Genomic DNA, 12,790 nt, shown 5'->3' with positions numbered 1-12,790 from the left:
CTTATTCAATACTATCATAGTATAAAACTGGCTGTCCCTGCCAGAACTGAGAAACCGATACATTATGTATCGGTTTGAAATGTAGCAGAGCTAGAGATAAAGGTCAACTACTACGCATGTCAGCCATTTGATATTTTGCTTAACGCAAGCGTTTTAAACAGCTGACTATTTAATGAAGTCTTATTTCTGCTCATCGTACATTTCACGCATGACTTTTTTATCGTGTTTACCGACCGAGGTTTTTGGCAGCTCGTCGACAAACTTAAACTGACTTGGCACGCCGTATTTAGGAATAATTCCCCGCGCTACCGCCTGTTCGGCAAGCGCTTTGATGTCATCGGCGTTAGTATCTTGACAGGCAGGTTTGAGTACAATCAAAGCTAGCGGACGCTCGCCCCATTGTTTATCACGGATACCAATCACCGATACGTCAGCGACTGCGGGATGCAAGGATAAAATCGTTTCAATCTCTAATGACGATATCCACTCGCCGCCTGACTTGATGACGTCTTTTAAACGATCGGTGATTTTAATATAACCATCAGGACGCATATAGGCGATATCTTGGGTATGCATATAGCCATTTTCCCACAGCTCTTTACCAGCATCGTCATTTTTCAGATAGCTTTGTGTTAGCCAAGGCGCGCGCAGCACCAACTCGCCGGTATTGTCTTTGCCCGTACCGACGGACTCATTATCAGTATTCCATATTTGAGCGTCCACCATCAGTACTGGCTTACCCGTCATACAGCGGCGTGCGATATCTTCGTCCTCAGACATCTCAGGCTCATTTAGGCTAAATTCTGTCAAGCTAATAAGTGGTGCAGTCTCAGACATGCCGTAGCCAGTATAAACCTCAATATCTTGCGCTAATGCTGCTCTCGCTAGGCCTTCCGTCAGTTTCGAACCACCGATAATCATTTTTAACCCATTAAAACTGGTATCGCGCTCTTGCGCTTCTTTGAGTACCATCTGCAAAATCGTTGGTACGCAGTGGGTGATACTGACCTTTTCATTGATAATCAAATCCATCAAGGCATCAGGCGCGTAACGTCCGGGATAGACTTGTTTTAAACCAACCATTGTGGCGGTAAACGGGAAGCCCCACGCATGAACGTGGAACATCGGCGTCATCGGCATATAAACATCGCCGTAACTGACGCCTTGTTTATTGGGCAGCATACCCAAGGTCGCGGCTTCCGTCAGACTGTGCAAGACCAGTTGGCGGTGGCTAAAGAACACCCCTTTTGGATCGCCTGTTGTACCTGAAGTATAAAAAGTCGTGGCAATAGTGTTTTCATCAAAATCTGGGAAATCAAACTCGCTACTGGCGGCCTCTAACAATGCTTCATACTCTCCAGTGACGCGATTTTGGTTACCGCCAAAGACGCCTTCATGTGACACGCCATTGTCATCAAGCCAAATAATATGCTCAATGCTAGAGTTTTCAAACTGATAGTCTTTCACCAATGGCGCAAACTCAGAGTTTAGTAGCAATACTTTTGGCTTAGCGTGGTTGATGGTATAGAGGATTTTTTCAGGTGACAGGCGGATATTGACGGTTTGCAAAATATATTCTGACATCGGTACGGCGAAATACGATTCTAAATAGCGATGACTGTCCCAATCCATCACCGCAATCACATCACCGGCAGCAAGATTTAGGTCGGCTAAAACATTAGCTAAACGATTGATACGCTCAAACAACTCTTTATAAGTGAGGCGTTTTTTATCGGCATAAATAATTTCTTGCTCTAGCGACACCGTTTTGGCACGGTTTAAGAGTTGCTTGACGATTAACGGATAATCGTAGGCTGACGGCGCACTATGATAAATATTTGACATAAATTTGACTTCCTTGTGGGTGATTTTAATTATTTTAAAGCACTTTTAATAGGGTTTAAGACACCTATAAAAACAGAGCATTTTTATCGGTATACGCGTGGCTGTAATGGATGGCAATACTTATCGTCATTCTTGATAAGCTCTATCGATAGTAAGAAAAAACCTAGGCCATGTAAAGCCTGCTTGCGTAAGTCGCTGACGACTATAGGTTCTTTGATTGACGTTTAAATACTTAGGTTATTGTGTTATGGCAAGTTAGGTTATAGGGTCGAGTGAGGTTAAAAGTGTATGTTAAAGGGTAGTAAAAATCTATATTACTCCGCGCGAGCCGTTGTTTTGACCATCCCAATGCTAGCGACCAATAGAGCCAGCACTTGTACAAACAATAATAACCAAACCGTCAGCGACCATTGTCCACGCGCGTAAGCGATGCCGCAGAGCCACGCACCCATCGTGCCACCCGCGTAATAGCCCATATAATATAAGCCTGACGCCATTGAGCGTCCTTTTTTGACATTGACCGCAATATAGCTGATGGTGGCCGCTTGGGTAATAAAGACGCCGCTAGACATGATGGCAAGCCCCAGTACGATGCCCCAAAGCGGCGTCACGAGCGTTAAGAGCACGCCAAACATCGAGATAATAACTGCCACGCGAACCGTACGCGCTGAACCAAAGCGGCGCAGCAACGTCGTCGATAATGGGGTGATGACAACGCCAATTAAATACACCGCAAAAATATTGGCAAGCGCACCTGTGCTTAATTCATAAGGTGTATCGGCCAAATGCAGATTAATAAAGGTAAAACAGCCAACCAACGAGAACAACACGCAAGCACCAAGCAAACAGGAAGTGACAACATAGCGATTGACCAAATGCTCACCGAGGGTCTGCATGGCTGAGCGAAAGTTGGGATTAGCAACGAAGTGCCGCGATGCGGGCAGCATTTTACCCACCCATAGCGCCCCGATCAGCGTCATACCTGCCATCACATAGTAGCCAGCGCGCCAACCGATAAGCTCGTGCAAGTGCCCAAGTAAAAAGCGCCCCATAAAGCCGCCGAGCACCGACCCTGACACATAAAATGACATCAGCTCAGTGAGCGCCCGTCCCTCAAACTCTTCGCCGATATAAGCAATCGTCACCACCGTAATACCGGGCACAGACAATCCCTGCATAAAGCGCCACATGCCCATCCAGCCGATATTTGGACTTTGGGCAATTAACGCAGTGGGTATCGCTAAAAACAATAACGCCCCAACGATAAATGACTTGCGTCCTACTGCATCAGACAGCATGCCCAAAAATGGGGACATGATAGCAATTGCCAATATGGTGGCACCAACAATCATGCCCGCCTGCACCTCAGTTGCGGTGAAATCCATCATCAAGACCGGTAAAATAGCTTGAATAGAATAGACCTGCAAAAAAGCAAACACCCCAATCAAGCCAATCGTCAGCTTAAGTACCCATGAAGGCGCGGCAAAGGGTGTGTTCATACGGCGATTGCTGACGCTATTATCTTGGCTAATACCAGCGGCTTTGCCATTAACATCGCTATCATTATTTATACTGTTATTTATATGATTGTTCAAAGTATGACTTACTATATTGAGTGCTTTTTTAGCTAGAGCTGACTTTTGTGCTGGCTCGTACTAAATGACGCATGGGTGATAGAAATAAGTGGTAGCAATTACATCATGCCTAGCATAAAACTTATAACTGGCTATAAAAAGATGGCTGATTGGTGATTTTATCACAGCAAATACCAGACTCAGGTTTCGGTATGTTATTCACGCCAGCTTTTTAAATGCCGCTTTATAAAAGCCGTTTTAGCACTGTAGAGGTGACTGTTATTTTTGACAGCGAATAGATTACTGTCTACTATTATTTTGCTTTGCTATTAAAACCAACCATCATCTAACAGACCCTTTATCATGTTAAACAACCCTTTTTATCTAAGATTGATTGCCCTAACCGGCACACTGATTATTTCTGTGAATATGGCAGCAGTCGCAGCACAACCAACAGACTCAATTCAAACCTTTTCAATTAAAGAGCAATCAACCATTACCTTACCAACTACAGCAACCAAAGCGACTTCAAACGAAATATTATTAACCCCTGCATCATTAGCCAAAGTGCCTGCAAGTAAAGCAACTTTAACCACCACAACATTTACAGCCTCCAGATCAAACTGTATCGCTGATAGTGTCATTACCGCAGCTGAGCTATCAGCTACGCGTGATAATGGTCCTTTTACGGTGGCAAGTAAAGCCATTCCTCGTCAGTTAGCAAATGGCTTTGGCGGCGGCACCATTCATTATCCTACCAATGCTGGAGACTGCGGCCTGTTAGGCGGCATCGCAGTGATTCCCGGTTATGTGTCTTATGAAGCATCGATTAAATGGTGGGGTCCGCGTCTGGCATCTTGGGGATTTGTGGTGATTACTATCGACACTAACTCTATTTATGATGATCCAAATAGCCGTGCGACGCAGTTGAGCGCCGCCCTCGATCATATTCTTAGCGATAGTACGGTAGGTGCGCAAATAGATAGCACACGTTTGGGCGCCATCGGCTGGTCAATGGGCGGTGGTGGCGCGCTGCAGTTAGCAACCCAGCGCAGTGACGTTCGCGCCATTATTCCGCAAACGCCTTATCATGATAAAGACTACGGCACTATGGACACGCCCGCGTTATTTATTACCTGCCAAAATGACCGCATTGCCTCTAATAAGAAGTACAGCAGTCCGTTTTATAATCATGCTGCTGGGCCAAAAATGAAGATTGAAATAAAAAACGGCAGCCACTTTTGTCCAAGCTATCGCTTTAATGAGATATTACTCAGCAAACCGGGTATTGCTTGGATGCATCGCTACATCAATGGTGATACTCGCTTCGATAAATTTTTATGCCATAACGAAAACTATGGCAACAGCCCCCGTATATCTTCTTACGATTATAAAGATTGTGGATAAGCACTGCTCTTAATTTGCCTTGTATTTAATATTTTTTCTCCTTCATCTTTTTCAAACTTACATATTTATAGTCCTGATATCCCTTTGCTTACAGACTTTGCACGCTTAAAAAACCATAATCAAAAACTATCCATATTTATTGCTATGACTAACAATTAAAAAAACTCATAAAATAATGATTAAGGAAGAATATTAATGACCGATAAAATGCATGATTTAGGCGCAGGATTTTGGAATATTCGCGGTACGTTTCGCATAGGCGGCGTCCTTAATATAGGCACCCAATGCTCACTGATTAAGTTAGATTCAGGGCGTTTTGTCTTTTTAGATAGCTATAAGCTTACTGGCGACGTACGCGATGAGGTAATGACCTTAACCAATAATGGGCAAGATGTTGAAGCTGTGCTCAACGTCCATCCCTTTCATACGATTCACTGCGCGCAGATGGTAAAAGATTTCCCGCAAGCGACTTTTTATGGCAGTCGCCGTCATCATAAAAAAATCCCTGAGGTGCAATGGGCAGACGATTTGGTCGAAAGCGAGGCCGTCGCCAAGCGTTATCCTGAGCTAAAGTTTTCTATGTCAGAAGGCATTCACTATATCTCACCTAATGAGATGATTCATGCAGGGTCGCTGTTGGCCTTTCATCCTGCCAGTAAAAGCCTACACGTCGATGACACCTTTATGAGTCCGCCAACCAAACTCCTAGAAGCGGTGTTGCCTGAGCTACTATTGCACCCAACCACCAAAAAAGCGCTCAAAGATGAGCCTGATGCTGGCAAGCAATACTGCGATTGGGCGACCAATCTTGCCCACGAATGGCGTGAGGTACGAAACTTTTGCGCCGCGCATTCTTATTTGGTTAAGTTTAAGGAAGGCGAGTTTGAAAACGCTTTATTAAAAGCCATCGAAAAAGCACGTCCTAAGCTTGAAAAAGCTTAAACGTTTAGATGCTTAAGTTGAATGAATTAGAAATTGATAATAAAAAAGGCTACCCATATTATTACTAGTGGGGCAGCCTTTTTTTTGTGGCGATTTTATATATAGTAGAATCACTTTAAAATTGATACAGTGCGACTGGGATGAATTTTTCGTAGCCTCTGTGATAACAGCAAGCAAGGAAAATTTATACCAGTCGCACATAGCTATAACGTATCGCTTTTATTTTGCACTGACTATATAAAGCTTCTATTTTACAAAGCCATTGAGGTTATTTCTATAAAACAATAGCTCAGCCAATTCTGACTCATTACTGATAATATCCGCCAGTGTATAGCGCTCAAGGACATTGATAAAAGCAGTCAGCGCTTCAAAAAATACCTGCTTTAACTGACAGACAGGGCTAATGATACAGCCTGATTTGACCACCGCACTGGCCTCTTCGTCGATAAGCGTCAAAGCCAAATCTTTGGCGACCCCGCTGTCTTCACTAATAACCGGACTATTCGCCGTGCTATTAGTATTAGCATCGGGTTTGGCAGTTACTAATAAATCAGTCGAAAAACATTCAACCAAATTAAAATCTGGCTCAATTTGCTTAATCAATACGCCCAAATTGATATCCTTTGGCCGACAAGCCAAGCGAATACCGCCATTTTTACCGCGTACGCTGTCGATATAACCAAGCTGCCCCAGTTGGTGGATAATCTTGGTCAAATGACTTTTAGAAATATTGTAGCTGTTGGCAATATCACTGATGTTTGCCAATAGATGCGGCTCAGGCTTAATCGCCAAATATATTAATGAGCGCAGCGCATAATCACTATAGTTGGTCAGTCGCATTTTTTGCGCTCCCCTGTTTGAGATGAATATTAACTTGACGTTGTCAAATAACGTTGATCACGTAAAAACCTTATTAACCAAATAAGCCATCTGGCCGTTGGCGTGCCAGCATCGGTAAATAACTGATGCAAAATAGTGCAAAACAAGCAATCCAAGCACCTTGCGCCGTCATAATCCATAACAAGTAATGGCTCATATCGACTAATGGTAAAAATACTCGACTGACAAACGCCAGAACCATCAGTGCAAACATAAGATTGACGATTTTGGGCGGTTGATGGATACTGCGACCTGTATGACCGAGCGATACCCGCGCCATCATTGCCACTGTCATCATACCAACGCCAGAGATGGATAATCCATGGACGGCGATACTGTGGCTGTAACCAAGCCATGGCTGTAGTGCGTATAACACAAAACTCAGACACATGCCTAAAAACGCGATATATAACGACCATAGAAGCGGTTTTTGCCAAATGCCGCGATGATACCAGCCGGCCAAGCGCACGATGTTGACCACTGCGACCCCAAGGGCACTGATGGTCAGCAAGTATTTATTGGGGTAAAATAAATCAACGAGGAAAAAAACAAAGAAAAACAGTAAACTTGCGATATCTTGTGCTTTATTATTACGTACTGTGACTTCTTCTTTTTCACCTTTAGCGTTTGGAATACTTAAACCACGCTCGATAAAGAACGGCACCACGCGACGACCGATGGTCAACACTAGGCCGATAATCAAGTAAAAACCTAAATAGATACCTAACTTGGTCAAGTTCATATTGGCGCTGATAATGCCCCAATAGCATAGCGCATTACCGAGTGTTAGAAGCGTAAGCTTGGCTAAAATACCCATCTGCTTATATTGCTTTACTTGTAGCACTGCCCGAGAAATCACAAACGCCATCCAGCCGACAAACAATAAATCAAATATCGCCGCGGCATATAGTAAGGCTGCCCCGCTACCAGCTACCGTGATACCGAGGCCGAAAGCTACCCAGCCCAAGCGTGCCAGCAACCAACACATAAAAATACCGAGCAGCTTATAACCATGCGGCATCATCACACCCGTCCAGGTTTTCACTGCGGTCAATAAGAAACCCGCCACGACTGCCAGCGCATAACCATAAATCATTTCATGACCATGCCAATACAGCGGATTTAACGTTTGCGCATCGATATCCGTGTGTCCGGTAAACACAAACGCCCATAGCGTCATTGTGATAATAGCAAACAAAGTCGCGGCACTAAAAAATATCCGAAAGCTCAAGTTGAGAATAGGATGCGGCGAGCTTGGCGGTTTGGTAGGTAAATTGATTGATTGCATAACAGACTTCTTATAGTCAAAGTTAGAAGGTATGTCTTAAAGATATATTTTAAATGAATGTTATACATAATACAACTGAAACTATATGACTGCTACGGTAGATTAACGCACCTATTATATACACCTTTGACTCATATAACGCGCTACACTAGATAACTTATATTATATTAATCTATATTCTATCATTTATGCTAAACCACGGCTATTAAATAACTTATCGCAAATGACTGATATCGGCGAATTTACGGCGGTATAAATGTAAATTCTAAAAGCGACGCGCTACGAACTAAGCGCTAAAGTAGCCAGCACCTTGATATTTGCTTTCATTATTACCATCATCAATAGTGACCACGGCTAATTTGACTACATAAATGGTCCACCTTGAGGAGAATGTCATGACAGAAGCACATGCACCAATTGAAAAACGCAAAATTGTTAATCGTTTTTTAACCCTACTGACCGAACAACAACCACAAATGTATTATGCCACGACATCAGAGGTCGCGCGCAGTATCCATACCATGATTAAAGAGCACGCCAATCGCTTGACGGTAGAAGAGCAAGCACTGACCCGCCGTATGTCTATCGAGGAAATCGAAGCGTTATTGGGTTTTCATACTAAGCAACATTAGAATAATCAACTTTTAGAGTCACGACATTATTAGTAAGAAAAAAGACCACCATCAAGGCGGTCTTTTTTCATAGCAGTACGTTTAATTAAATACGTCTAACCAAAATACGTTGATTAGAACGGATACTCACGTGGTTTATGCTGTACTGAAATCCAATGCAAAGTGGTAAATTCTTCTAGTATCCACTCACCATTAAAGCGTCCGATACCAGAGTTTTTCTCGCCACCGAACGGCGCATTACTTTCATCATTGACCGAGATATCGTTGATATGGGTCATGCCTGCTTTGATACCGCGCGCAAAACGCAGACCTTTTTCCATATCTTGGGTAAAGACCGCACTCGATAGACCATACATAGAGTCATTGGCAATCGACAGCGCATCATCTTCATCCTTGGCACGAATGATACCAACCACAGGGCCAAAAACTTCGTTACAGGATAAGTCCATCTCACGCGTCACTTCACTAAAGATATGCGGCGGCACCACCTGACCTTTAATCTCACCACTTAATAGCATCTTAGCGCCCTCTTTCTGCGCTTTGGCGATTTTTTCTTGTAGCGATTCGACTTGTTTTTTATTGATGATAGGGCCAACTGCGGTGTCTTCTTTGCTAGGATCACCGACATTTAGGGTTTTTACGTGAGCGAGGAAACGCTCAACGAAATCATCATAAATCTCATCTTCGACAATGATGCGATTAATCGCAATACAGATTTGTCCTTGGTGCAGGAATTTACCAAAGGCTGCTGCTTTTACCGCTTGTTCGATGTCGGCATCTTTTAGCACCACAAATGGGCTATTACCACCAAGCTCAAGCGCCACTTGCTTTATATAATCGCCGCTGTTAGCAAGCTCGCCGATATGTTTGCCAACCGCCGTTGAACCAGTAAATGACACCAAGCTTGGAATATCGTGAGTAACAATCGCATCGCCAATCTCGCTACCTGCGCCAACGACCACGCTCAGCAGCCCTTTTGGCAGACCCGCTTCTTCAAATATTTTTGCCAATAGTAGACCGCCAGTAATCGGCGTATCACTGGCAGGTTTGAGCACCACGGCATTACCCAAGGCTAACGCAGGCGCAATAGAACGCTGGGTTAAATGTAGAGGAAAGTTCCATGGGCTAATCACGGCAATCACGCCCATCGGCTCACGATAAATAAAGTTCTCTTTACCCGGCGTATTAGAAGGGCGAATCTCGCCATGCACGCGGTTAGGAAAAGTAGCCGCTTCAAGCGTAATCGCACGCGCACTACCAAACTCGACCATGGCTTTAATACGGGTACTGCCCGACTCTTTAATTAACCACTCAACGATTTCTTCTTGACGCTCATCAAAAATATTGACAACTTTATATAATACCGCTGCACGCTGGGCTGGCGTTTGCTTCGCCCATTCTGCCTGTGCTTTGGTTGCCGCCTGAAAAGCTTCATCGAGCTGTTTATCGGTTGCTTGCTGAATCTCTACCAAGGTTTCGCCATTAAAAGGATTGGTATCGGTATTGACGCTATCGTCTTGACCTTTTTGCCAAGTACCGGCGATATATTGCAAATGAAAATCGTTATACGCGCTTTGTTGAGTATGCTTAGTATCGGTTGACATAATTATCCTTATTTATTTTAAGTTTGTTTTTAAGAGCCATTCAATTAAAAGTATTTTCTAGATAGAAACTTATATAAAACACCCCACTCTCAACTTATTTTTCTAAGGTATTGGTTTACTTAGTTTTTAAAATTTCAGTTAAAACAATTAGAATTTTAAATTCTATAAAAATCAAAAGCCTACGATAAGTTGAGATTGGCGTATAAAACCCTAGGTTGTATCACTTTATAAACAGTCGGCACAACTATTGTGCAAAAAACTTGCTGCTCAACGTTGATAAAAGGTTTCATTGATAAAAGAATTCATTTATAAGTTGCGTTAATAAATAAAAGCCTTCTTACCAAACGTAACTTGCTAGACGACTGGTCTAATGCTACCATAGTAAGCACAAAAACAAGAATAATATATCATTATGTATTGTTGAGAAAACGTAACGCTTAAAACTATTGTCAAAGTAGTGCTCTCAACCCTGGTTTCTATTTAACTGATTTCCATTCGATTACATAACCAAATAATACCCTAAGGAGAACATCCTCTTCATGTCTGATATTACCACCCCTATTCCATCCGATACGAAGGCGCTTCTGTTAGCGATAGGTTATAAGCTTATTGCCCAAAAAGGTTTTACCGCTGTCGGTATCAAACAAATACTCGATACTGCCGGTGTACCTAAAGGCTCGTTTTATCATTACTTTGCTTCAAAAGAAGCTTTTGGTGAAGCCATCATCGAGCATTATTTTGCTAACTATAAAAGGCGCTTAGAGTCGATTGCAGCTGAAGATATTAGCGCGCAACAAAAGATTTATAACTATTTTCAGAACTGGTATGACACCCAGCAAAACGGCTGCGACCATGAAAAATGCTTGGTAGTTAAGCTCAGCGCTGAAGTGGCTGATATCTCAGAAACCATGCGTAAAGCCTTGTATGCAGGTTATCAGCAAACTGTTAATTGGATTGCTGAGCAAATAAAAGCCGGCTGGGCAGATCGTTCAATTCCTCATCCTGATAATATCGCCGCTGAAAGTATGGCTAAGCGTTGGTACTTTGCGTGGTTAGGTGCCAGCTTAATCGCTAAAATCAGTCAAACCGATACACCATTGGCAGAAGTTTGGCTGATGACCACCTCGCAACTTGGTCGCTAAATATTATTCAGGATTTCCATGAGCAACTATTTAGACCGCTAGCTAATCAATGAAGATTTTCGGTTATACGATAGTTTTGTAAAATTAATAATAAATTACTAGACGACCGGTCTAATTACTGTACAATGCGCACAGATAGTAATAAACGCTATAACCATATTTAATATAAAAAAGCTCGATACTCATTAAAATTTGTATTGGTTAAAACCATCTTAAAACTTCTCATTAGCAACTAGGCAAATTAGGAAAACTATGAATAACTTTCAATATTACAATCCCGTTCGTATCGTCTTTGGCGAAGGTCAAATCAAAAAATTGTCAGAACTGGTGCCAACCGATGCACGTGTATTAATCACTTATGGCGGTGGTTCAGCGCAGCGTACTGGCACCTTAGATGAAGTAAAAAATGCGCTAGGTGCTAACGGCAACCGTGAAGTATTTGAGTTTGGCGGTATTGAAGCCAATCCAGAGTTTACCACGCTGCTAAAAGCCGCTGACATGGTCAATGAGCATAATATTGATTTCTTATTGGCCGTTGGTGGCGGTTCAGTCATTGATGGCAGTAAATTTGTCGCCCTTGTGTCTTCATTAACTGAAGAAGGTAGCACAGATGGTACGGTTTCTCGTGAAAAAGCGTGGGACGCATTGACCAGCTATTGCAAAAACATCGACTCAGCGATTGATTTAGGCGCAGTATTGACCATTCCAGCGACCGGTTCTGAGATGAACTCTGGCGGCGTAATTAACTATAGCGAACGTCAAGCAAAACTACCCTTTGGTAACCCGCTTACCTTCCCTAAATTCTCAATTTTGGACCCTACCAAAACCTTGACATTACCTGAGCGCCAAGTGATGAACGGTGTCGCTGACGCCTTTGTTCACGTCATGGAGCAGTACCTTACCTATCCTATTAATGCCAAAGTGCAAGATGCCTTTTCTGAGAGTTTATTGAAAATCCTTATCGAGGAAGGTAAAGCGGTCAAAGCCGATCCAGAGAATTTAGAAACGCGTAAAAACATCATGTGGACAGCAACCATGGCGTTGAATGGTCTAATTGGTACTGGTGTACCACAAGATTGGACGACGCATATGATTGGTCATGAATTGACTTCTCTACACGCGATTGACCATGCTCGCACGCTCACGATTGTACTGCCGTCAGTCATGCGTGAGCTTAAAGACAGTAAAAAAGACAAATTGCTCCAATATGCGCGTAACGTTTGGAACATTACAGATACAGATTTAGACGACGATACCATCATCGAAACTGCTATTGTGCACACTGAGAACTTCTTCCGCGAGCTTGGCTTGCCAGTGAGCTTAGAAGATGCTGAGTTAGATAAGTCGGCGATTGACCCTATCATTAAGCAACTTGAAGCACACAAAATGGTGAAATTGGGCGAACATGGTAAAAATGATTTAGACGTATCACGCCGCATCTTAGAACGCGCCGTGACGAGCAAAGCCTAATCATTTA

The 12,790-nt window shown here is 43.0% G+C and carries 10 protein-coding genes; 5 read left to right on the top strand and 5 right to left on the bottom strand.

Translation table 11 applies throughout. The features are described from left to right. Positions 1 to 180: 180 nt before the first annotated feature. Positions 181 to 1,845: a fatty acid--CoA ligase gene (locus tag IQ457_RS03585; RefSeq protein ID WP_200662124.1), complete on the bottom strand. Its 1,665-nt coding sequence runs from the start codon at positions 1,843 to 1,845 to the stop codon at positions 181 to 183. Positions 1,846 to 2,159: 314 nt separating this feature from the next. After that, complete coding sequence (locus tag IQ457_RS03580; RefSeq protein ID WP_200662273.1) at positions 2,160 to 3,344, bottom strand: MFS transporter; 1,185 nt, start codon at positions 3,342 to 3,344, stop codon at positions 2,160 to 2,162. Positions 3,345 to 3,782: 438 nt separating this feature from the next. Between IQ457_RS03580 and IQ457_RS03575 the strand changes: the two genes are divergently transcribed. Further along, positions 3,783 to 4,826 carry a dienelactone hydrolase family protein gene (locus IQ457_RS03575; RefSeq protein WP_200662123.1) on the top strand — a complete coding sequence of 348 codons (1,044 nt, stop codon included), beginning with the start codon at positions 3,783 to 3,785 and terminating at the stop codon, positions 4,824 to 4,826. 195 nt (positions 4,827 to 5,021) lie between these two features. Further along, positions 5,022 to 5,768 carry a hypothetical protein gene (locus IQ457_RS03570; protein ID WP_200662122.1) on the top strand — a complete coding sequence of 249 codons (747 nt, stop codon included), beginning with the start codon at positions 5,022 to 5,024 and terminating at the stop codon, positions 5,766 to 5,768. Between the two features lie 246 nt (positions 5,769 to 6,014). Here IQ457_RS03570 and IQ457_RS03565 read toward each other — a convergent pair whose 3' ends face one another. Together IQ457_RS03565 and IQ457_RS03560 are read right to left on the bottom strand one after the other, a co-directional pair. After that, complete coding sequence (locus tag IQ457_RS03565; RefSeq protein ID WP_144296295.1) at positions 6,015 to 6,608, bottom strand: Rrf2 family transcriptional regulator; 594 nt, start codon at positions 6,606 to 6,608, stop codon at positions 6,015 to 6,017. A gap of 73 nt (positions 6,609 to 6,681) precedes the next feature. Continuing rightward, on the bottom strand, positions 6,682 to 7,935 hold the full coding sequence (locus IQ457_RS03560) for an NnrS family protein (protein ID WP_200662121.1): 1,254 nt from the start codon (positions 7,933 to 7,935) through the stop codon (positions 6,682 to 6,684). 395 nt (positions 7,936 to 8,330) lie between these two features. Here IQ457_RS03560 and IQ457_RS03555 point away from each other — a divergent pair, with 395 nt between their 5' ends. Further along, positions 8,331 to 8,567, top strand: a complete 237-nt coding sequence (locus IQ457_RS03555) for a hypothetical protein (protein ID WP_144296297.1) — start codon at positions 8,331 to 8,333, stop codon at positions 8,565 to 8,567. 113 nt (positions 8,568 to 8,680) lie between these two features. Here the strand turns inward: IQ457_RS03555 and IQ457_RS03550 are convergent, their stop codons facing one another. Beyond that, positions 8,681 to 10,171 (bottom strand): aldehyde dehydrogenase family protein, encoded by a 1,491-nt coding sequence (locus IQ457_RS03550; protein ID WP_144296298.1) that lies wholly within the window; start codon positions 10,169 to 10,171, stop codon positions 8,681 to 8,683. 539 nt (positions 10,172 to 10,710) lie between these two features. On the opposite strand from IQ457_RS03550, the gene IQ457_RS03545 reads away from it, so the two are divergent. Together IQ457_RS03545 and IQ457_RS03540 are read left to right on the top strand one after the other, a co-directional pair. Next, positions 10,711 to 11,313 (top strand): TetR/AcrR family transcriptional regulator, encoded by a 603-nt coding sequence (locus IQ457_RS03545; protein ID WP_200662120.1) that lies wholly within the window; start codon positions 10,711 to 10,713, stop codon positions 11,311 to 11,313. Positions 11,314 to 11,565: 252 nt separating this feature from the next. After that, complete coding sequence (locus tag IQ457_RS03540) at positions 11,566 to 12,783, top strand: iron-containing alcohol dehydrogenase (RefSeq protein ID WP_144296300.1); 1,218 nt, start codon at positions 11,566 to 11,568, stop codon at positions 12,781 to 12,783. Positions 12,784 to 12,790: the final 7 nt, after the last annotated feature.

This window comes from Psychrobacter sp. M9-54-1 (assembly GCF_016613355.1).
In the GTDB taxonomy this organism is placed as follows: domain Bacteria; phylum Pseudomonadota; class Gammaproteobacteria; order Pseudomonadales; family Moraxellaceae; genus Psychrobacter; species Psychrobacter faecalis.
This window is presented reverse-complemented; position numbering and strand designations above follow the sequence as displayed.